Below are 23,242 nucleotides of genomic sequence, written 5' to 3' on the forward strand. Positions count from 1 at the left end.
GACCGAATTTTCGCAAATCGAAAGCAGCTGAATCGTAAAGACTGATTCTTTGAATTGTCCAAAGAGTCCAAAAGAATTCAGACAAAAGACCCCAGAACTGAAGTGGTTCTGGGGTCTTTCCTGTTTTGGAGAATGTTCGAGCGATTTTCGAGTGGTTGTCCAAAAAACACCACACGACAAGGAAAAGAGGCCTGTTAGTCGAGATCTTCGCCGTTGGATTCGATGACTTTCTTGTACCAGTAGAACGAGTCTTTCTTGCTGCGGGAGAAATCACCGGTTCCATCATCGTGACGATCAACGTAGATGAAGCCATAGCGTTTTGCATACTGACCAGTTCCTGCAGAAACCAGGTCAATTGGGCCCCATGTCGTGTAGCCGATTAATGGCACGCCATCTTCGATGGCTTCGCTCATTGCCTGAATGTGGGGACGGAAGTAGTCAATTCGATACTGATCATGGATCGAACCATCTTCTTCCACAGTATCAAAGGCTCCAAGTCCATTTTCAACGACCATCAGCGGCGTATGCGGATAGCGGTCATGGAGTTTGTTGAGAGTATAGCGAAGTCCCTGCGGATCAATCTGCCAGCCCCAGTCTGAAGCTTCCAGATACGGATTCTTGATTCCATAATTCATATTGCCGGCAGTTTTCTGCGCATGGGGATTTGTGCTGACACAGTTGGTCTGATAGTAGGAGAAAGTATACAGATCAACTGTGCCTTCTTTGAGGATGACTTTGTCTTCTTCCGTGATGAAGGAGAAATCAATGCCATGTTCTTTGAAGTAGCGAAAGGCATAACTTGGATATTCACCACGTACTTGAATATCCCCACAGAAACCATTATCCATTTCGTCTTTTTTCAGGCAGGCCATCACATCTTCAGGATTGGGAGCCAGTGGATAAAGAGTGCCATGGGCAATCATGTTGCCAATCATGAAGTCCGGATTGATCTCATGACCGAGTTTGACTGTTAAAGCAGAAGCGACAAATTGATTGTGCAAAGCTTCGAACATCCGCTGCTGGTCGTATTGAAGTTCAGGCAAAGGCAGAGGATGGGTGGAGTGGATGTCTTCTTCTTCCATGATCCCCAGACCATATAAAGCGCCTTGACCACCATGTAGTCCCCGGCAGGGAATGTTGATTTCGTTGAACGTCAGCCAGTATTTCACTTTGTCTTTATAGCGTTCAAAGACAGTTCTGGCATATTTGACGAACAGGTCAATGGTTTTACGATTCGAAAAACCGCCGTATTTCGTCACGATATTCCAGGGAATTTCGTAGTGGCAAAGCGTAACGAGCGGGGTGATGCCGTATTTTGCGCATGCATCCAAAACAGCATCATAGAAAGCCAGGCCAGCTTCATTTGGTTGTTCATCATCCCCATTTGGGAAAATTCGTCCCCAGTTGATGGACAGGCGGAAAACATTGAAGCCCATTTTGGCGAACAATGCGATGTCTTCTTTGTAATGATGATAGAAGTCGATGGCTTCATGCGATGGATAGAAGGCTGTGTCATCAATCACTGGCAGGAAGGTGCGGGGAGTATGGAGATCGCCGCCAAGCAGCATGTCAGGGACAGAAAGCTTTTTGCCATCTTCGAGATAGCCGCCCTCGCACTGGTTGGCTGGAACGGCGCCGCCCCATAAAAAGTCTTTTGGAAAGCTCATGGAAAAATCCTCCTTGATAGTTTGGATACAGACAATGTCTGGGGGACAGACAGAGTCTGGAATACAGATTTGATTTGGATTGAAAGTCAGATCTGGCTGCTGATCGATTTTCAGGGGCTTTCAGCCCAAGAAAAAGCCGGCGATCAAAGGATTGCCGGCAGTCAAATTGAATTTAAAAATTAGTCGATATCTTCACCATTGGATTCGATGACTTTCTTGTACCAGTAGAAAGAATCTTTCTTGCTGCGGGAGAAATCACCGGTTCCATCATCGTGACGATCCACATAAATGAATCCATAGCGCTTTGCATACTGACCAGTTCCTGCAGAAACCAGGTCGATTGGGCCCCATGTTGTATATCCGATTAATGGTACGCCATCTTCGAGGGCTTCGTTCATGGCTTTGATATGTGGACGGAAGTAATCAATGCGATACTGGTCATGGATGGATCCATCTTCTTCAACAGTATCAAAAGCACCAAAACCGTTTTCGACGATCATTAATGGAGTCTGTGGATAACGATCATGCAAAATGTTCAGGGTATAACGCAGGCCTTCAGGGTCAATCTGCCAGCCCCAGTCAGAAGCTTTCAGATAGGGGTTCTTCACACCGGCAGACAGGTTGCCAGCTGTTTTTTCTGCGTCTGGATCTACGGTTACGCAATTGGTCTGGTAGTAGGAGAAGGTATACAGATCCACGGTTCCTTCTTTGAGGATGACTTTGTCTTCTTCCGTGATGAAAGATGGATCAATGCCGTTTTCTTTGAAGTAACGGAAGATGTAGCTTGGATATTCACCACGAACCTGAACGTCACCACAGAAGTCGTTGGCAATCTGATCCTGCTTGAGGCAGGCCATGATGTCGTCTGGATTTGGGGTCAGCGGATAAAGTGTGGAGTGTGCAATCATGTTGCCGATGACAAAGTCAGGGTTGATTTCATGACCCATCTTCACGGTCAGGGCGGAAGCAACGAATTCATTGTGCAGGGCTTCAAAGATTCTTTGCTGGTTGCCTTTCAGTTCAGATAAAGGAATGCGGTCTGTCGAATTGATGTCTTCTTCTTCCATGACACCAAGTCCATATAAAGCCCCCAGGGCACTGTGGCCAGCCATGCAGGCAATATTGATTTCGTTGAACGTCAGCCAGTATTTCACTTTGTCTTTATAGCGTTCAAAGACAGTTCTGGCGTATTTTACGAACAGATCGATGGTCTTGCGATTGGAGAAACCACCGTATTTCGTCACGATATTCCATGGAATTTCATAGTGGCAAAGCGTAACGAGCGGGGTGATGCCGTATTTTGCGCATTCATCAAAAACAGCCTCATAGAAAGCCAGGCCGGCTTCATTTGGTTCTTCATCATCCCCATTTGGGAAAATTCGTCCCCAGTTGATGGACAGACGGAAAACATTGAAGCCCATTTCGGCGAACAATGCGATGTCTTCTTTGTAATGATGATAGAAGTCGATGGCTTCATGCGATGGATAGAAGGCAGTGTCATCGATCGCTGGCAGGAAGGTGCGCGGTGTATTGACATCACCGCCAAGCAGCATGTCAGGGACAGAAAGCTGCTTGCCATCTTCCAGGAACGCTCCTTCGCACTGGTTGGCTGCAACGGCACCACCCCATAAAAAGTCTTTTGGAAAGCTCATATTTGATCCTCCTTGGCAACTCGATTGCCTGTTTTTTTCAATTTAACAGATTTATATATCCCTGACCATCCCTTTTTCTGCCGGAAGTTAAGCGCTTTGTTGCCGTATCAAGGAATCTGATACAAAATAATCTTTTTATGCTTATAAACCAGATTCATCGTTTCGCTGGCAGAGGCGGCCCTGGGCGGCAAGTCAGTTTTCCATCTTTTTCAGGCTGCCGGGCCTGAAGAAAAAGAAAGCGACCTCTTCGCCTACGCCAGGACAGGAATTCTCACTGGAAACAAAGAATCCAGCCTAATGCTGAAATGGAACGGAAAGGGAATGGATGAGATTGATTGTCATGAAGGACCATCAGGCTGGCATGGTGCGCCGCGGCCTTTTGATACGAGCGGCCAAGACAAATGGCACTTGTCAGGATAAGTGGGCAAACTGCCGAAGGCAGTTTTATTTGGTATAGAGGAAACGCTCATCAAGAGTCACTCCAAAAGCATCCGCGACATCTCGAAAATCCTGCGGCTGAATCGTCTGCGCTTTGGCTGGAGACATACTTAAAACCTTGACGAGAATTTCAGCCGCTTTTTCAGCCGTATGCATCAGTCCAAAGGTGGTATCAAAATCTTTACCGGCCGCAAACGTGCCATGGTGGGCCCAGATGGCCAGATCATAGTCTTTCATTTTATTGCTTGTGGCATAGGCGATTTCAATGCTGCCGGGAACCATCCATCCGATCACGCCGACGCCTTCCGGGAAGACAACCGGGCATTCGGTAGCCATTTCCCAGAGTTCGCGGGTGAAGACTTCATCCTGTAAAGGCAAAACGAAAGTCAGGGCAATGAGGTTGGTGGTATGAGCATGGTAGATGATGCGGTAGTCTGGGTTGATGGCGACTTTTACGGCATGGTTCATTAAGTGGCTGGGCAGTTCGCTGGTTGGCTTGCCGCCGTTTTCAAAGCCATAGACGATGCGATAATTTCTTCCAGTTTCGTCCAGCTCGATCAGACCCAGGCTTTCAAGCGGGCGGTCGCTTAAATGACGGAAGAAACGACCGGATCCGGTCACGAGAAAATGCTCACCCCCAAGGTTTTCAACCTGGACGCCAATGGGTGTCCATGGATTGTTTCGATTCAGTTCCGATTTCACGGCTTCAACTTCCGATGGCTTTAAACGATAGGATAAATTGCCGCCATTGCGTTCGTGCCAGCCGAGGTCATAGCCATCGGTTCCCATCTGAATAAAAGATTGTATAAAAGGCTGTTCTAAGATCATCATTTTTCTCTTCTTTCTACAGATCGCCAGTTCGGTTGCAAACTGGCTTGTGGACAGGGATTTCTTTTCTGCTGCCGGAGAGGGCTGCCAGGCAGAATTGGCAGTCTGTTTTTGCCAGAGCTTCTGGAGAGCTGTTGACCGGCAGGATTTCTGTTTTCTTTTCTGGATTTTCTGTTTATGGTTTTTCTTTCTTTCTTTATTTGCGGGCCGAAAGAACATCGTTTTCATAGGTGAGGACATCTTCTAACCAGCCCATGCTGCCATCCACATCATTGCGCCGGCAGTATTCACGCCAGATTTCTTCGAAAGGCAGAGTTTTGAGTTCTTCTTGTAAAACCATCAGTTCGCTGAATCTGTTTTCGTCCTGGAGTTTTTCAAGACGATCATTTGGCTGGAGCAGGGCATAGAGCAGAGCTTTTTGAACATTGCGCAGGCCAACCGTCCAGGCCACGATGCGGTTGATGCTTGCATCAAAGAAGTCAGTGGCCAGGTAAACACGGTCCAGTTCAGGATTGCAGCGAACGATTTCTCTGGCAATTTCACGAGTTTCATCATCAAACAGAACCACATGGTCACTGTCCCAGCGAACCGGGCGGGTAATGTGTAAGGCAAGATCATCAGCTAACAATAAAGCGGCGGAAATTTTATCGGAAACAACTTCGGTTGGATGGTAGTGGCCGTTATCCATCAATGGTGTCAGGTTGTTTTTGATCGCGTATCCAAAAGTCATTTCGGCACTGCCGACAGTGTAGCTTTCCATGCCGATGCCAAAGACTTTGCTTTCCAGGGCAACTTTGACCAGGTCGCGGTCATAGTCCATGCTCAGGATTTTGTCCAGCGCTTGTTTAAACCGCTTTCTTGGAGCAAGACGGCTTCCAGGAACATCTTTGAGGCCATCAGGAATCCAGATGTTCATGACAACTTTCTGACCTGTCTGTCTGGCCATTTCTTCGGAAATGCGGATGCAGGCCTGGACATGATGGATCCAGAATTCAGCCGTTTCTGGATCTGCGCTCGAAAGGGTCAGTCCTTCGGCTTTTGGATGGGAGAAGATAGTTGGGTTGAAATCAAGTCCCATGTCATGTTTTAACGCAAAATCAATCCAGGGCTGGAAATCTTCTGGTTTCAGCTCATCACGATCACGGTCATCTTCTTTCATGGCATAGCTGGCATGAAGATTGAGTTTCATTTTGCCAGGAACCAGGGACAGGACTTTTTCGATATCCTGCATCAGCTCTTCAGGCGTGCGGGCTTTGCCGGGATAGTTGCCGGTCGTCTGAATCCCGCCGGACAGGCTGTCACTGCCATCAAATCCGATGACATCGTCCCCTTGCCAGCAATGCATGCTGACAGGGGTTTGAGCCAGTTTTTCCATGGCTTTTTCAGGGTCGATGCCTAACTGTTCGTATTCGCGTTTTGCGTCTTCGTAATGGGTCATATTGTTCCTCTTTCTAGATCGGATGTTTTGAATTGTGATGGATCTTGCTTGTTGAGAAAGATCGCATAGATCAAATATTAACTTTTTATATCATATTGATTTAAGTTATATTAAAGAGTAGGGAGATCCAGCAGACTGCCAAAGGAAGCAGGCGTTTCTGGATGAACGGAAATCAAAAAATGTATCGCAAAGCAGATCGGCGCAGATCTACTTTAAAAAAGAGAATTCAGTATGTTTTTGGCTGGAAGGAATTTTCCAGAATCGACTGGCACAGAATGTTGTCGTCTGCGGCGTGGATCTGGGCTAACAGGTTGCCGATGGCGGTTGCCTCAACCGGTCCGGCTAAAACAGTCTTGCCGGTCTCTTTGGCAATCAGTTCATTGAGATAACCGTTCTGGCAGCCACCGCCAATGATATTGATGGCTGAATAGGTTTTGCCGGTAAGATTTTCCAGCTCTAAAACAGCCTGTCTGTAGGCATTGGCCAAAGAGCGATAAACGGCATCCGCAATCTGGCCAGGAGTCACTGGAGGCTCAATGCCGCGTTCGCGATAGTCTTCCTGAATCGTTTTGACCATATTGTCTGGGTGCAGGAAGCAGGATTTATTGACATCAAAGATTTCTTCATAAGGATCCTCGCGAGCCAGCTCAACCAGCTTGGCAAAGGAGTATCTGGAGCCCAGGTTGCGCAAGACTTCCTGAATGATCCAGAGTCCCATGACATTTTTAAGCAGACGGATCTGACCATTGGCACAGCCTTCATTGGTAAAGTTCACAGCGCGGGCCGCTTCTTCAATGATCGGTTCATCGAGAATGGCACCAAGCAAAGACCAGGTTCCGGAAGAGAGAATGATCTGATCTTTAAAGGGACTGGCCAGGTAGGCGCTGGCGGTATCATGCGAAGGAACGGCAATGACTTTGCACTCAAAACCGACAGACTGAGCAACTTCAGGACGCAGGTCTCCAATGACTTTTCCAACTGGAGTGACTGGACAGAGCAGATTGGAAGAAATGCCGGCTGCTTCAAGCAGTTCAATCGATGGCTTGCGTTTTTTGCAGTCGAGCAGACCGGAAGTTGATAAGTTGGTGTATTCGTTGCACGTTTTACCGGATAATAGGAAGTTGAGATAATCCGGAACCATCAGGAAGGTTTCAGCCTGTTTGAGGCGTTCATCCTGATAGAGTTGGAAAAGTGTGTTGAAGGGCTGATATTGCAGACCATTGACCGCATACAGACCTTCACAGGAATATTTGTTTAAAAAGGAAGCGGCACTTTGTTCATGGCGATCATCCCGGTACGCAATCGGATGGCCGATAGGGGTTTGATCCTGGTCAAGCAGGACATAATCACAGCCCCAGGTATCAATGCCGATGGTTTCGGGCAGGTAACCAGCTGCTTTGCATTGGCGCATGCCTTCAAGAATTTGATTGAAAAGACCATTGAGATCCCAGCAGCTTCTTCCATTAGTCGATACAAGCTGGTTTTTGAATCGATAAACTTCTTCGAGTTCAAGTTTTTCATTGTTGTAAAGACCGATAATCAGACGGCCGCTGCTGGCTCCAATATCGACGGCTAAATGACAGGACATAGAGAAATTTCCTTTCTGTATAAAGGTTGAATTGGTAAAAGGTGAGACTTGGATAGTGAAAAGTGATAAAAAGCGAAAAGGGGGCAGAATTCCATACAGGGATACAGGCCGATCCTTTCAAAACAGATGACAGAAAATAAAGAGAAATTCATCATGATCATAACGGATTCAATCATTGTTTTCTCCTAAATGCTGTCTTGTTTATGGCTTTATATTAAGTGGTGGAAGCGCTATTGTCGCTATCGCAAGTTAGCAGACTTCCTGTCAGAATTTAATGAAGTGGATGAAGAGATAAAAAGGAAAAAATCCCTGTATCCATGATATCTGATGCAGATGGACGTGGAATGCCGTGGGTTTTGATACCGAGCTTTGAGGATTCAAAAGAAAAAGCCGCCTTCAATTGAAAGCGGCTGATCTGTGCATAGAGAATAGAGACAGGAAATATAATCAGAAAATAAAACAGGGATAAGAGTGCAGATTGTCAGGATTAAAGATGGAGCTGAACGATATCGTCTTTGACACTTTCAACTTCAACAAGACGTTCGCAGAGAATTTTAATGGTCTCTTTGTTCAGTTCAGAAAGCCTGCGGTATTCCTCGATGAGCAGCTGCTCATCGATGGAAAGAACGATGGGTGATGCGTTGGCGGGATCGTCGAGACCCAGCAGATAGGAGATGGAAACATCCAGATAATCGGAAATTGCCTGAAGCTTTTCCTGCGGGATGTTTTTAACCCGGTCTGATTCATATTTTGAAATAGAAGTCGCAGTCACCCCAATGGCGTGAGCTACATCTTCCAGCGTTTTTTCTCGTTTTAAGCGCGCGTCCCGCAATCTCTGTCCCGTTGTCATGCCCTTATTTTATACCGTCACGCCAGAAAAACATGACAGGCTAGCGCAAAAAGATAAATCTTTTCTTGTCGGATACAAATCTGAATTGAATCTACACTTTCCGGACAGAAAAAACAGTTGATATTCAAAAAGCTCTGGATGGGGCGTCATCCAAAAGAGTGGAGAAGTACCTGAAAATGGCTGGAAAGTGACTGGGCAAAAAGTTGATGGTGATCCTGGATTATCGGAAAAATGGAATGAAAAAGGAAGAGCAGAGTTCTCAAAAAGAAACAGGACAGAGCAGGTAAGAATCCGAACAGTCTGGACTTGGGAAGGGCAAAAGAAAAAAAGAAGCAGGGAGATATCTGCTTCCAAATTCCAAAAAAAAAGACCTGAAATTCAGGCCGGTAATCTATACAACGCAAATCAAATTCGTTTTAATTTGATTTGCAGTTATTTTCAAATGGCGGAGTTGCAGGGATTCGAACCCTGGGTAAGATTGCTCCTACACAGCCTTTCCAAGACTGCACCTTAAACCGCTCGGACACAACTCCATTCGCCTTAGCGCCTATTTAGAATACAAAATTCAGAACCAGATGTCAAACAGAAAATTTTATTTTTTTAGAAGTTTGACTGGAACTGATTTTTGTTTTCCAGAAGACATCTTCGCTGAAGATCTTTCCCGGACGCAGGTAAGATACTACCAGAAAGAATCAGAGGCGTCCAGTCAAACTGGATAATTTGTAAAATATTTTATAATCGGATGGAATTATCGTCTGATATAGATAGATCTGAGAATCAAAATAATGGAAATTGCTTAAACTGCATTTTAACAGTTCTTATTTATTGCATCGAGGACAGGATTCAGGATAAATTGTTGAAAGTAAGAGCAGGCTTACTTGAATAGTCAGTCTGCTTTGGCTTCACAATACAAAAGGAGCAGGCTCGATTTTGTTTTTCTGACTTAGGCAGGAGAACTGGCCGAGGGATCCGCTATTCAAATGAATCAGGGAAAGACTGGAGTCTGGATTTGAATCAGAGACTAAAAAACAGGTCTGCTGCAGGCCGATGCTGGTATGGAAGATTGATCTGGAAAAGCCGAGAATTAAGTTCCATCTTAAGGGAGTTCATTCCGAATCAAGGATCGGTACTTTTTCTCTCATAATTTCACACGATCATAGCCGGAATCCCATCATTTTAGCGAAAAGCCTTTTGTATACTGAACTATGCAGTTTTACAGACTGTCTGCGAACTGCTTTGAAACGAATACATATCTGGAGAGGTAGTTTAATGTGGAAATATAAATGTAAAAGCCAGTTTTTCTCTCTGATTGGTGCATTTATCGTTGGATTTGCCATGACGATGTTTTTCAGTTCGAATGTGCTGTTCCAGTCGATTATCGATGAAACCATGCCAGCTGCTGTAGCCGCTGTCTTTGAATCCAATCCATGGCTGATTGGCGTATCCGGAGGCCTTGGTTTTGCAGGATTGCTTAACGTCTTCCTGATCGGAAACCTGATTTCAAGCAAATACCCAGGAACGATGTATCTGTTCATGCTGGCCGCCATCATGCTTCCGGATTATGCGATTTCACTTGGCATGTTCGCCTTACCGATCATGATCGTCGTTGATCTGTATGGATGGATTTCACTGAACTTACAGACAAAGCGTGGCTATTCAAAAGCCAATATTTCTGGTGATGATGAGATCGTCCGGATCTATCTGCTTCACCATAAACTGGATCCAAAGTATGAAGCAGTTGCCCAGGATACGAAGAAGACCCTGTTTAAAGTCAATCTTGCCTATACATTGGGACTTGTTGCTGTGTTCTGTGCGATGTTCTTTCTGGAAAATCTCTTTATCTCTATGATCCTGGTTCTTGTCTGCATCTTTGCTTTTCAGTATCTGGCAAGAATCCGGGCAAGCAGCTACAATTCGATTGCTACAATTCTGATCAACGAATGCAATCCTGAAGGATGTCTTTCCGCCCTGATCTATATGTCAAAAAGTGGAAGTCACTATAAAATTAAAAACAGAGCGCTGTTTGCCCAGTGCCTGATCTATCTGAATGAGCCAAGCCTGGCTCAGGATGTTCTGATTGCCTTCCCGCGTTCGACCACAAATAATCTGATGGCTTATTATTCCCTGATGGGCTATATCTACTATCTGCTCAAAGACGAAAACGGCCTGAATCGATGCAAAGAAGAAATGACCAATCTTCGTCCGCAGCTCGGTGCGATGGGGATGATGGTTAAATCCGAAGAACTGGCTGCTCTTGAAAATAAAATCAATCTGATGAAAGGCGACTTCAATACATGCAAGAAATATTATCTGAACCTGTTGAAGCGCTCGATGACCAATCTGCAGAAGTCTGATTGTGAGTATTACATTGCCCTGATCTCTTTTGTTCAGCAAGACTATGTGATTGCCAAGATGTATTTTGAAAAAGTGCTGGAAACTGGCAATAAGCTATACTTCGTACGCAATGCGAAAAACTATCTGAAAAAAATTGAAGAAAGCCACTTACTTGAAGCGGATGATTTCAGCTGAAATCATCCGCTTTTTTTCATGGCTGCCAAGAGCAGAACCAGTCCATTGGACAGAACATAGGCAGCTTCGCAAAGATAGCTGATACAGCCGCTGGCCGCAAAAACAGCCACACTCAAAATCAGACAGCCAAGCACAAGCTGACAGACCTGACGAAAAAATGGACTGGTCAAGCCATAGACCGACACCCAAAGCCAGATCAGTCCATTGGCGATAATTGCTGTCGTGCAGACCAGGGAATGAAGATCCAGAGTGGCTCCCAGACCAGGATCTTTCCAGGGGATCAGAGCCCCCAAAGCCATGAAGGCCCACATCAGGGCACTCAACCGGCCTTGCACATAATATCCCGCCTGCATGAGTACCCTCCAGGAAAGCCAGCCATCATACCCACAGGCAAACAGACAATAAATTCCCATCAAGAGCAGATGGCCGTTTTTCCAGCCAAGTCCTGTGAGATTTTCCTGAACACGATCAATCTGAAATCCAATCCAGACAGAAAAAAGGACAAGAAGCAGATAAAGAGCCATCAAGCCAGCCGCTTTTGAGTTCTTCGAAGTTAAACGTTGTTTTTGCATATCCGTAGTATGCCAAATCCAGAACAAAGTTGCCCGGTAAAAAGATTCCAGGCAGTCTTTCGTCAAGAAAGCAAAAAGATCACGGCTGCTGATTGAAACGATAGATATAAAGAAAGATTCAAAGCCGGCTGAAGCCATCAAAAAGCAGGATTTTGCCAAGAGAAGACACAAACCAAAGAAATGCAAAAAATTGACCAGGTGGTGATACAGCAATTTGAAGGTCGCGTATATCAGAGTGTCAGCCGCGTTAAAGACTTTGCTGGCTGCAAGTCAGAAGACAAGGGCAGCACTGGCAGTTGTTTGTCGTGGATTCGCTTTCGGCGTTTTCTGTTTTCGATCGTTTGGTCAGATCAGTGATTCAGGCGTGAGCGTAGGAAGAGGTACAGAAAGCTGCCCAGTTCGGGCGAATGCATCCTGTTTTTCAGTTTTTTCCGGTCTGAGCCAAAATCAAGACTCGATAAAAAATTAAAAAAATCTGCAAGAGCGCGAAACGGCATTCGGATTTTGCGTATATCAAGATGTCAGCGGTAAAGAAGCGTCCAGCAGTCGCTTCTAAAAGGCAAGAGCGGCCAAAGTTTCATGCTCATACTCGATTTGTTTTGAACTCTGTTTCCTTTCTCATGCCAGTTTCTTTCCCGTTCAAAACAGGAAACTATCCCATACGGTCCTCTTGTCCTGCTGGCCTTTGTTCCATGTTCTTTCAAGTTTGTCTGGTGCAGTCCTATCAGACAGATTTGAAAAATAAAAAATCGCAGGATCGCGAAACAACAATCGGATTTTGCGTATATCAAGATGTCAGCGGTAAAGAAGCACCCGGTAATCGCTTCTAAAAGGCAAGAGCAGTCAGCTCTTTATCTTCAAGCAAGATTGGTTTTGAGCCCTGTTTCTTTCATGCCAGTTATTTTCGAGACCAGAACAGGAAATCATTCTTGTGGCTTCTTTGCTTTGCAGACTGCTGTACTCTCATTTTCTGGTTCCTGCCTGATGCTGTCCCATTTCAGACAGGTCTCGAAAAATAAAAATTTACAAAAATGCAGAACGCCAGGCCCATCCCGCTCGTATATACAAGTGCCAGCCGGTAAAGCCTGCATTCTTTTCTCAAACCATCCGGCTTAGAAAGGAGAAAAACCAAGATGCATGAATCCTATTCACTTGGCCGTCAGGCAGACCGGCTGGTCGTTTCTGTCTTGCGCCCTGAAGATTTTGACCTTTCCGTTCTGAATCCACAAGATGGATCGGGCCTGTTTCTGGAATGCTCGAGTCAGTCTGCCATCCATTGCCAGGTTGAATATCAGACAGCCGGCTGGATTGGTCTGGATGATTTTCTGGCTCAGATTCAGCTCGATGGCAAAGAAAGCTGCCAGTTTCTGTATGACCTGTTCAGCGCGCTGGCTGTCGGAATGAAAAATCAGCCGGTGATTCTGGATCCGGAAGCCATTCTGCTCAGTTTTAAAGGAGACCAGATTGCACTTTTGCGTGCACCACTCATTCTTGAGCGCTGGATGAAACGAGCGGATGAAATCGATCAATTCCTGCTTTCCCTGATGGACAAACTGCCCTGCAGCCAATACGAAATTCTGGGGCTGCTCTGGAAGCAGCACACCACCCGAGCCTCTTTTGATCAGATGGCTAAAGCAGTTGAAACCTTTTATCAATCACAGATCCCTAAACGCCTGTTTGGACGCAAACCCACCCTTGAGCCATTCGGACTGCGGCATCCCGTCTTTCCCGGAAGCCATGCCCCGACAGCCACTCAAAAACGAGAGCGAAAAAAATTCGGCCGTATAAAAAACAAAGATCCGGCCGGATTCTCACCCCAGCAAGATCTTTCGCAAAAAAGCAGCAGCGATCAGTCCGCTTTCGCTGATGACTCAGGCGTTCAGGATCCAGGCTGGCGCAATCTGTATCTTCAGCAGATGGAAGAAATGCCTTCGGGACTGCCTGTTTATTCCTTGAATGAGAGTGTCCGAGGCAGCGCCAGCGCCGATCATCTTGGATTTCCGGACAGTCTGGCAGCCAGCCCATTTGGTCATGACAATCCGTCTGAATCTCACTACGAGTCAGGGGATGGATTCAAAGCAGGCAGCGGGTACTCGTTTGGCTTTGAAGAAGGTCAGGATCCTTCTTTTCTGGATACCGGATCTTTAAGAAATCAGCCACTCCACAGTTTTCCTGCGTTGGATAAGACGCAGGATGGTGATGGATTCCAGAATGCGCAGCGAGATCTGTCCAGGTCTCAGCCTGGCGCGTTGTCTTTTCAGGAAGAATCAAGCGATCAGGAAGCTTCTTCCTGGCTGCAAGACGATCAGCCGCAAGGATCGATGAAGTCCGATTGGGTGTATCCGAATGATTCGAAAGACAAACTCAGTTCGGATCTTTCCAGCAAGGAGAAGAAATTCACAGATAACTTTACTGCTACAGGCTTAGCCAATCCATTTGAAAGCTGGAGTCCACCGGCTGGTCTTCAAAATCAGTTTGCTGAATCTCAGCAAACGATGAGGCCAAATCGGCCTCCGGTTGATGAACAACGCGGCCTGAACGTTGTTTCTTATGATTCTGTTCCTTACATAAAGGAAACAAAGGAAAGCGGATTGAAGGATCCAAAAGAAAGTGGATTGAAAGGACAGACCAGAAAGGAAGACCAGTCTCGAAATACAGACTCTGTTTGTTCAGATTGGGCCACGCCTTTCCTGCAAGGTTGCCAGCCAGAGAATTCTGCCTTACACATGCAGACAATGACCAGAAGGCCATCTCAGTCCATGGTGCAGTCCAGGCCTCAAAATGATGAACCATTCAATCTATCGATCGACTCTTCGATTGAGCCAATCGAAAATCAGGATCCATGCCAGCAGCCCTTTGCTTCAAAGATGGACTTTATGGATTCAGACCGATTGAGCCGCCGGGAACAGAGAAATCAGGAAGCTCACACCGTCCTGCTGGATACACTCTTTGAACCCTGCTTTCTGGAGATCAGCGGGATGAAATACGCTTTACAGGGGATGGAAATGGTTGTCGGCCGCAGTGCCGACTGCCAGATCCGTCTGCTGGATGGCTCCGTTTCCCAGCATCACGCCCGACTCATCCAGATTGATGGCCGCTGGTATGTGCAGGATCTGAAATCGACTAATTCGACCCTGCTTTGCGGGCGCAAGGTGATCCGTCGGATGCGATTGAAAGAAGGCATGGTTTTGCAGTTTGGAAACCAGAAGGCTGTTTTCCATGGGCAATCACTTTCAGCCCATTAAGCTTCTCAAAGAAAATCCAGGGTGTCGGGTCATTCTGGCCAGCCAGGGTGATGGTCGAAAAGTCGTGATCAAAGAAGTGAAGCTGCAGGCGCATGAAGTCTGGTTCAGCCAGTTTCGAATGGAAGTTCAGGTTTTACAGGCACTGGAAGGAAAATATGCCCCAAAGCTACTGGGTGTCCATGACAGTCCGGCAGCCTGCTGGCTGGTGGAGGAATATCTGGAAGGTGTGGATCTGGGGACATGGCTGCAGTCCAATCCAGCCAAGGCTTTGCGCAAACAGATCTTTCTGGAAATTCTGGAGCGCATCCAGAGTGTTCATGAAGCCGGCTATCTGTATCTCGATCTGAAACCGGAAAACATCCTGATCCATGAAGGTCATGCCTGGCTCATTGATTTCAATGCCTGCCTGCCCATCGGCAGTATCCGGCCGATTCTGGTTAACCGGGATTCCTTGCCTCCAGAAGGTCTTGAGGGGAAGCGGATGAATGAGAAAGCGGATCAGATTGGTCTGGGAAAGTTGTATCTCTTATTTTTCGGACCTTCAAGCATCGCCTGGACCGCCTTAAGCCGAAATCCGGAGCATCGCTTTCGCAACCTGGATGTCTTTGGAGCCCAAATTCGAAAGCCGCCAAGACTGAAAATGGCTCTGCTGGCGAGTATTGTTGCATTTCTTTGCATTGGTGGAATGATCTGGTTTTTCTATCCGGCCCAGGCCAATGCTGCCAATTCGAAACTGCCGGATGCGGTGAAGGTTTGTGAAGAGCTGAAAAACGAGTTGAAAGCTGGAAGTCTTGTGTTGAGTGAAAGTGAATGGATTGTCGATACCCGCAGTTGTCTGGAGGCTTCACATCTGTCTTTAGCCGGCTTTCTGCATGAGCATAAGCCGCAGACCACAAGCTTTCAGGTTGAGTTTTATGATTTTCTGCTTGGACTGCTTCTGTCCAGCGATGTCTCGATTGCTCAGCTTGACAGCCTGCTCGAAAGGCTTTTCCAGCAGGCTGGATGGGTTGAGCAGTTCAAAGACCTTTGCAAAGGATTGATGCAGGCCAGGATCATTCTGGATCCGGACCAGATTCATCAGATGCTGATTGTTCTGGATGCCCATTGTCCGCTCGATGACGAAAGCTGCGCCTGTCTGATGAACTACCTGCTGACCTGTCTTTCACGTAGAGATCAGTCGATTGAACTGCCTGAAAAACTTGAAGAAAATCTGGCTGGAAGCTGTCCGGATCTGTATGAGCTCTATGCCAAACTCACTGACCCCATGGCAAGCCATGGGGGTTGAAATACACCTCTGTTGTTTGACAGGACAGCTTCGGCTGTTGTCTGTGAGTAGCCTTGGTGAATATTGTCTTCGGACGATACGAACTCCGTTGTTTATGTCATCACACCTTAGGATATCGTTCTAGTCTTAAGCTCTGTGGCTCTGCTTTAAAAACCTGTTCGGGGTAACAGGCGGTGAGTTTGAGCGTAAAAAGCATTTACAACATTGGCGAAGGACACCTTACAGCCTTCGGGCTGGTTTATTTACCGAAAGGAGGCATCTGTAATGCCGGAAGCTTTGACCTATGTTCTGGATATTGATGGCAATCCATTGATGCCGACCAGACGATGCAAAAAGGTTTGCAGACTCTTAAAAGCAAAGAAAGCTAAAGTTGCAAAGAGAACTCCTTTTACCATCCAGCTTTTATATGAACCTGATACTCATGTGGTTCAGCCGATCACATTAGGCGTAGATGCAGGATCCAAACATATTGGATTGTCTGCATGTACTGACGCAAAAGAACTCTATGCAGAAGATGTGCAGTTGAGAACCGATGTGTCTAAAAAACTGACTGCAAGAAGAGAGGCGAGAAGAACAAGAAGAAACCGCAAGACAAGATATCGAAAGCCAAGAGTTAACAACCGGGTGCATTCAAAACACAAAGGATGGCTGGCGCCTTCTGTGGAGCAAAAGATTACATGCCATTTAAATGTTATCCGGAAAGTGACAAAGATCCTGCCGGTTTCAAAGATCGTGATCGAGGCAGCCTCTTTTGATACACAGAAACTGAAAGCACAGCTTGCAGGGCAAAAACTTCCTGAAGGCAAAGATTACCAGAACGGCGAAATGAAAGACTGGTTCAATGTCAAAGACTATGTACTGTTCCGGGATCGATACACATGTCAGTGCTGCAAAGGAGAATCCAAAGACAAGGAACTGCAGGTCCATCATATTCACCAAAGAAAAGATGGCGGCAGTAACCGTCCGGAAAATCTGGTTACGCTCTGTAAACACTGCCATCAGGAATACCATAAAGGGAATATCAAACTTCCCGATAAGATTCTTAAGCCGGCTTCATTTGCAGATGCGGCTTTTATGGGGACCATGCGAAAGACTCTGCTGGAAAGGGCACAGACAGAATTTGCTCCCATTCCAGTAGAAGAAACATTCGGATATCTGACCAAAGCAGAACGTCTTGGGCATGGTCTTGCCAAAGAGCACTACGTTGATGCGAGATGCATTGCAGGCCATCCAGAAGCAAGACCTATTCACACCGTCTTTTTCAGCAGGAAAGTGAGATGTCATAACCGACAGATTCATAAATTCAATCCTTCTAAAGGCGGCATCAGAAAACTGAACCAGTCGGCAAAGGTCATTATGAGCTTTCAGCTGTTCGATAAGATCAGATACCAGAAAACAGAGTGTTTTATCTTTGGAAAACGAACATCAGGCAGATTCGATATCAGGATGCTTGATGGAACTACGGTATCTGCATCTGTTTCCTGGAAGAAATTAAAAAGACTTGAGTCATCAAATGGATGGCTTATTGATAAGCAAAAAGCATCATTGTAAACATCGAACAGCAGATGCTTGGCGGCAATTCCTCCCCACAGCAAGCTATGAGGTTTTCTTGCCGCATTAGATGACTTCCGTCCCGACCAGAAGAAACGAAGAATATCTGCTTGATTAAAGGCAGAAAAAAACAGAAAGGAGAATTTTATGCTGCCTATGCCTGTCGTGCAGCCCATGCTGCAGCCCGAACCAATCTCTGTTGAGGTCAACCTGCACCAGTCTCTTACGGGAGAATACCCGCAAGAGACTGATAGCGAAAATCAGAACCTTATCCAGCCAGAAGAAAATTTAAAGCTTGATGAATCTCATCAGGAGCATGAAGGTCAGTCGCAAGGCGGATCTTTGCCAGATGCATCGAATTCTGATCCAGCCACAGTTGTGCCGATCGATGCAGATCTTCAGACTCAGTCCGCAAGCCAGACGGATTGTCCATTCGACAGTCAGCAACAACAGTCGATAAGGAATGAAGAGAGTATCCCACAAGAGATCACGCAAGACGTCAAAGAAGACACCAGAGAAAAAACTGGATCAGAAGTTCCCATCATCGTTCTAGGCAATGATCCGATTACCTTTGAGCTGCCAGACCAGCCCGGATCGGTCATTGAAATTGAAGAAGATGGCAAGATTCAGCACATGTCTGTAGAAGAGGGGCTGACTACGCTGGCTCTTGGAGAAAAAGCAGTCACCGTCCGATTGCTCGATGAGCAGGGTAATGTGCTGCAGATCTGGAAAAGTGAACCTTCCAGTTTGGATTCAACCTGGAATGCACCGGAACCTTCTCTAAGTCCAGACCAGTCATCCCATCCAGTTGCTGTCCTGAAACCCGAGCAGACTACACCAGTGTTTGTCAGCACCTCAAAACCAGCCTCAAAACCACAGTCCAATCCATCAATGGTTGCCGTACAGAATGTTTCCAGTGCCGGAAACTCCGGAAGCAGTACTTCAAAGTTTCAGCTTTCAGAAGACAAGATTTCGTCCAGTCAGAATCTGAATTCTGAAAAAACAGTCGGGACTGTGCCTCTGATTCAGGCACCGGATGTTGATCTTTCGAAGGTCAGCGATGCCATTCAGGCTGCTGATCCGCAGCCGATTCTGGATACGTTGGATTTTACTTTGGCCGCACCGGCTTCTTCGAATCTGATCGCCTCAGCCGCTCAAGAGCAGCCAGCATTGAGTGTTCAAAGTCCCGGATCTGTTCAGGCACCGGCTTCCTTGGATGCTCTGGATCCATCCTCTCTGGCAGATACCCATCTAAATCTGGCAAACACATCTTTGCCAGACCGGTTCTCACCGGCAAAGGACGAGATCACGTTTGCCGCTTCCAAAAATTCTGGTCAGCCTGCTCAGAATTCTATCCAGGATCCTTCTTTAAAGGCAGATGTTTTTTTGCAGAAGCCATCAATGGATGCCTTGGGGATTTCATCCCGTCTGGATCTGGATGCCAAAACTTCTGCCAGCCATGCACTGATCGCCAGCCCAGTCCGTCAGCCATCGGTTTCGGCCGCTCTCAAAGTCGATAAGCGAAGTATTCAGGCAGGAAATCGTCTGTATATCAAAGATCCTTCTGCCTTACAGGTTCATGTCGATCATGGAAGTCTTCAGGCTCTTGAGGTTCGTTCTCAGGCAAGCCAGAAAGTCTATCCCGACCTGGAAGAAGCCGTAGCGGCAGAACGGAATGCGGCCTTTGATGTGAAAGCAAAAATCCAGAGCGAAGATCACCAGAGTTCTACCGTTTCGTGGACTGTGATTCCGATCGGCCAGCCGGTACAAAGTGAACTTAATACCCGAAACGGCCAGATCAACACGGTGTTCACCCTTTCTGAAGAAGGAAAGATTGTCGGCCATCTCCAGGACAAGAGCAGCCAGCCGATTTTGTGCCGTGGTTTTGAGCCGGTGGGGGATAAGTCACTGACACCAGGGGAAACCTTACGGATGTATGTCAATGACCAGCCCGGTACGTACCAGATTCGCATTGATGGCCAGGACATCCAGACAAAAATCGAGCAGGACGAGCTTGGCCAGAATTACCTGTCCGTTCCTGTGCGGCTTGGTTCGAGCAGACTGCGCGTGATGAGAGATGGTAAGACGGTTTATGCCAGTGATCTCAACTGTCATAACCCATTTCAAAGTCTCAAGGTCGTCTTTCCAGTTCTTGGGGCTGCCGCCGGGCTGATTCTGGATGTGCGCCGCCGTCGGATGCTCTGATCGATCCAGCCGATCTAAAGAAGCTGAAGATCTGATCTTTATCGCCCTGTCATCGTATTTTGCGCTGGGAAGTGCCAGCTTGGGTCTTTGGTTTGAGATCTCTGGCCAGAGAACAGACCGCGGCCAAAACGGTTCTTTTCCAACAGAGTCCTATGCGGCTCATGGCTCTGGCCAGATCGGGTGGGATCTGAAAACTGGCCGTCAGATTCCGGTTCTGGTCAACCAGAAAAGAGTAGATCAGATTCAGCTCAAGCCAATGGATCAGATTGAGGTCCTGGGCTGCCGTTTCTGGTATCTGGATCACTGCCTGATTGCATGCGCCAGCGGACTGCCATCTGATCTGCTGATTCAAAACCAACGGGGAAGCGGCATGAAACATCCCCAGCTCCAGCCGTTTCGATCTGAAATGGTGGCCAAAGCTTCAAAACCACCTTTACAGGAAATAGGAAGCTTTCAACTTACCCCGCCAGGTGCACCCTGTGTCTTTGCAATCGAGTCGCCGCCTGATTCCAGTGAACCAAAACCACAGACAATGGCTTCTCCGGCCGGGATGATTGCGATCAGTTCGTTAGCCTCAGCAGTCAGTGGGTTTTTGATGAATCCTTCCAATCCAGCCAGTCTGGCAAATGGTCTGGTCAGCGCCGGAATTACAGCCAGTGCCTTTGCAGGCTGGTATGGGTGGAATGCCCATCGGCGTAAGGCACTTGAAAAACAGAACCGGATTACGCAGATGAATGACTATCTCGCTTACCTGCAGAAAAAACTCAAAGAAATTGAAGATCTGCGCCAGGCAAGAAATGACCGGTTTCTCAAAGAAAAAGAGGTGCTGCTTCAAGTCGACGCGCAAAGTCGGTCCGTTTTATCGCAGGTTCACTGGAAACTGCCGATTGCCATGGCAAGACAGAACTTTGGATCCCTTGATCTTCCCAAGATCGGCTGGCAGATGGCCTCAACAGCCTCAAGACAGGCCGTTGATCAGTTAGCCGCATTGAAACTGGATTGTCTTGGCTGGCAATTTCTGGAACAGGGAAGTGTGCTGTGCCTGAGTCACTGGTCCCTGGCTCAGCTGCACTGGCTGGTCCTGTTCTATGCGTGGCAGGTCTGGAATGAATCCAGAAGACTGGCCTGGATTGGATTTAAAGAGAACCAGATTCCAAAACTTCCATGCTCCTTTCTGGAAGGAAAAACCCTTTATTTTGAAGATGTGCTGGACTTTCTTTCCTGCAAAAGCAAATACCCCGGGATCGAATGGACGATCCTTTCTTGCCGCAAACTCGCAAGACAGGAGCTTGGGGACAAAGATACGCTGGTCGATCTCTACACCAGGCCGGCCCAGACTGACTCTTTGTACTGCTCGATTTTTCCTTCGACCTTTCCATATGCCCACAAAATGCGGCAGGCCAGTTTTCTGGTGCAGGAGAAAAGAGACCAGCCTGATGTCCGACCTTCCTGCCTCAGTCATCAAATCTGCTCGGATCAGTCCAATCTGCTCGTTGAACTGGCTCCGGGTCTGTTCTGGGATCTCAAACAGGAAGGACCACATGCGCTGATTGCGGGAGCAACTGGAAGCGGAAAAAGTGAAGGCCTGTGTTCGATTCTGTTTCAGCTTGCTTTTCAAAACAAGGCCCGCGCCCTTCAGTACGTCCTGATCGATTTTAAAGGAGGATCCTTTTCAACTCCATTTGTCAGTCTGCCCCATACCGCCGGGGTGTTGACGAATCTGACAGGAGCAGGAATTGTCCGGATGGAACAGGCTCTGAAAATGGAGCTGGATCGCAGGCAGGAAGCTGTTTCCAGCTATCTGCATCAGCATCCTGGGATTAGCGGAGAGATCGAAGTCTGCCCGGATCCAGTGGATGGAAAACCATTTTCGGAAATCATCATCTGTGTGGATGAATTTGGCCAGCTCAAAAGCCGGTATCCCGAATTTATGAAATCTCTCCAGGAAACGGCGCGCATTGGTCGATCTCTTGGGGTTCATCTGATTCTTTCCACCCAGAAACCAGCCGGTCTGGTCGATGAGCAGATCTGGGCCAACTCGAAAAGCCGGTTATGTTTTCCGGTTTTAGATGCAGCAGATTCCAAGGAAGTCCTTGGCCATGACAAAGCTGCTCATCTTTCCAAAAGCGGTCAGTTCTATTTGCAGTGTGGAAATGAAATTGAAAAAACAGGCCGTGCCTTTTATCTCAAAGAACCGGCCGATGGAAGTTCCATTCTCAGGCAGTTTGACCAGTCAGAAGGCTGGAAAGAAATCAACCAGATCTCCTTGCAGGAAGCCATGCGTAAAACGATCCTGGCTCGCCAGGAAAAGCGAAACTGGCTGCTGGTTGATGATCCAAGATTTACAAGCGAGAGACTGACCGGAGTTTTGGAAGACCGACTCAACCGGCTTGAGCCATTTGAACTGATTCCGTCAAAAACATATTTTCTGGCTGGCAAGCAAGAGGCGATCGAACAGGCTGCTTTGTTATTTGCAGCTTCCTGGAAAGAGAAGGCAGTTCTGGCTGGATTTTCATCGCAAGCCCTGCCCCAAAATGCTCCGTTTTCAATGAATGCCCAGGCATGTTTTGGTCAAAGTCTGGCCTCCTTATGGCAGTTAGAGAAAAGTGAGCAGCCGATTCTGGTTATCGTCAAACTGGATCAGAATGTGCCACTGATGCTGCTCACCAGACTGTCGCGCCTGACCAGCATTACGCTGCTGGTGGTCTGTGAGCGCATTGAATTTCGCCAGGAAAAAATCCTGGCGCTTGCAGATTACCGCATGGGATGTGGCCTGGAAAGCCGTGATCAGTGTGCACTGCTCTTTGAAGGTAAGCTTTCCAGTCCTGAACCAGCGCCAATTGTGCACCTGCTCGATCAGGGCAAGGTTCGCCGTCTGGTACTCGGCCAGCACTATCCCAAACCGATTTTGTTTGCACTTCCCCAGGGATTTCACCGGGTTCTCAATCAAGCCCGTGCGGAGGAATTGTTTGGCAACAGTCTGTCCGGTCTTGTCGGCGTGGAAGCCGCCAGCCAAAAACCTTACGTTCTGGAAAACTATACCCTGACGCTGGCCTGGTCTTCAGCAGCTGGGAAAAAACCAGCCCGTCAACTGGCAAAGCGGCTGCAGATGGAAGATCCATTGCTTGAACTCAGTCCGGCTCCCGCATCCAGAATGTTGTGCCTGCTGGATTTATCTGATCAGCTCGATGGTACTGCTCTTCTTGTGCAGGCCTGCAAAGTTGGCGATGTTCTTTATTTTGGCAAAGGTCTTAGCAATTTTGCTTATGCTTTGCAGATCAGCATGCCCCTTGATGTGATGGGTTCTGCCATTTTGATCCGCAAAGGACTGACGGTTGATCTTCAGCCTGCCTCCCTGATCGATCAGGAAGACGAACAAGAAAACCGATAGACA

The 23,242-nt window shown here is 47.3% G+C and carries 13 protein-coding genes and 1 tRNA gene; 6 read left to right on the plus strand and 8 right to left on the minus strand.

Annotation, left to right across the window (positions count from 1 at the left end; translation table 11 throughout):
* Nucleotides 1-194 precede the first annotated feature (194 nt).
* The 7 genes from U4956_RS12140 to U4956_RS12170 all read right to left on the minus strand — a co-directional run bounded on the left by U4956_RS12140 (nucleotide 195) and on the right by U4956_RS12170 (nucleotide 8,994).
* On the minus strand, nucleotides 195-1,667 hold the full coding sequence (locus tag U4956_RS12140) for a glycoside hydrolase family 1 protein (protein WP_323090955.1): 1,473 nt from the start codon (nucleotides 1,665-1,667) through the stop codon (nucleotides 195-197).
* A 179-nt stretch (nucleotides 1,668-1,846) separates the two neighbouring features.
* Complete coding sequence (locus tag U4956_RS12145) at nucleotides 1,847-3,319, minus strand: glycoside hydrolase family 1 protein (protein WP_323090956.1); 1,473 nt, start codon at nucleotides 3,317-3,319, stop codon at nucleotides 1,847-1,849.
* Between the two features lie 444 nt (nucleotides 3,320-3,763).
* Entirely contained in the window at nucleotides 3,764-4,813 is a 1,050-nt protein-coding gene (rhaD, locus tag U4956_RS12150) for a rhamnulose-1-phosphate aldolase (protein ID WP_323090957.1), read from the minus strand.
* A complete protein-coding gene (locus tag U4956_RS12155; protein WP_323090958.1) occupies nucleotides 4,782-6,023 on the minus strand; it encodes an L-rhamnose isomerase in 1,242 nt (413 codons plus the stop codon). Before U4956_RS12155 ends, rhaD begins: the two co-directional genes overlap by 32 nt.
* Nucleotides 6,024-6,249: 226 nt before the next feature.
* A complete protein-coding gene (locus U4956_RS12160; protein WP_323090960.1) occupies nucleotides 6,250-7,611 on the minus strand; it encodes a rhamnulokinase family protein in 1,362 nt (453 codons plus the stop codon).
* Nucleotides 7,612-8,098: 487 nt separating this feature from the next.
* Nucleotides 8,099-8,461 carry a helix-turn-helix domain-containing protein gene (locus U4956_RS12165; protein ID WP_323090961.1) on the minus strand — a complete coding sequence of 121 codons (363 nt, stop codon included), beginning with the start codon at nucleotides 8,459-8,461 and terminating at the stop codon, nucleotides 8,099-8,101.
* A 443-nt stretch (nucleotides 8,462-8,904) separates the two neighbouring features.
* Nucleotides 8,905-8,994, minus strand: a tRNA-Ser gene (locus U4956_RS12170).
* A gap of 736 nt (nucleotides 8,995-9,730) precedes the next feature.
* Here U4956_RS12170 and U4956_RS12175 point away from each other — a divergent pair.
* On the plus strand, nucleotides 9,731-10,990 hold the full coding sequence (locus tag U4956_RS12175; protein ID WP_323090962.1) for a tetratricopeptide repeat protein: 1,260 nt from the start codon (nucleotides 9,731-9,733) through the stop codon (nucleotides 10,988-10,990).
* A 2-nt stretch (nucleotides 10,991-10,992) separates the two neighbouring features.
* Here the strand turns inward: U4956_RS12175 and U4956_RS12180 are convergent, their stop codons facing one another.
* Nucleotides 10,993-11,562, minus strand: coding sequence for a hypothetical protein (locus U4956_RS12180; RefSeq protein ID WP_323090963.1), 570 nt, complete (start codon nucleotides 11,560-11,562; stop codon nucleotides 10,993-10,995).
* A gap of 1,133 nt (nucleotides 11,563-12,695) precedes the next feature.
* Here U4956_RS12180 and U4956_RS12185 point away from each other — a divergent pair.
* The 5 genes from U4956_RS12185 (at nucleotide 12,696) to U4956_RS12205 (ending at nucleotide 23,239) form a co-directional block, all read left to right on the plus strand.
* A complete protein-coding gene (locus U4956_RS12185; protein WP_323090964.1) occupies nucleotides 12,696-14,807 on the plus strand; it encodes an FHA domain-containing protein in 2,112 nt (703 codons plus the stop codon).
* Nucleotides 14,782-16,092: a protein kinase domain-containing protein gene (locus U4956_RS12190; RefSeq protein WP_323090965.1), complete on the plus strand. Its 1,311-nt coding sequence runs from the start codon at nucleotides 14,782-14,784 to the stop codon at nucleotides 16,090-16,092. The genes U4956_RS12185 and U4956_RS12190 overlap by 26 nt, the downstream gene beginning before the upstream one ends.
* A gap of 264 nt (nucleotides 16,093-16,356) precedes the next feature.
* Entirely contained in the window at nucleotides 16,357-17,643 is a 1,287-nt protein-coding gene (iscB, locus tag U4956_RS12195; RefSeq protein WP_323090966.1) for an RNA-guided endonuclease IscB, read from the plus strand.
* A 147-nt stretch (nucleotides 17,644-17,790) separates the two neighbouring features.
* On the plus strand, nucleotides 17,791-19,848 hold the full coding sequence (locus tag U4956_RS12200) for a hypothetical protein (RefSeq protein WP_323090967.1): 2,058 nt from the start codon (nucleotides 17,791-17,793) through the stop codon (nucleotides 19,846-19,848).
* A complete protein-coding gene (locus tag U4956_RS12205; protein WP_323090968.1) occupies nucleotides 19,823-23,239 on the plus strand; it encodes an FtsK/SpoIIIE domain-containing protein in 3,417 nt (1,138 codons plus the stop codon). The genes U4956_RS12200 and U4956_RS12205 overlap by 26 nt, the downstream gene beginning before the upstream one ends.
* The last annotated feature ends 3 nt before the right edge of the window (nucleotides 23,240-23,242 follow it).

Origin of the sequence: Allobaculum sp. JKK-2023 (assembly GCF_034745455.1) — a bacterium.
GTDB lineage: Bacteria > Bacillota_I > Bacilli_A > Erysipelotrichales > Erysipelotrichaceae > Allobaculum.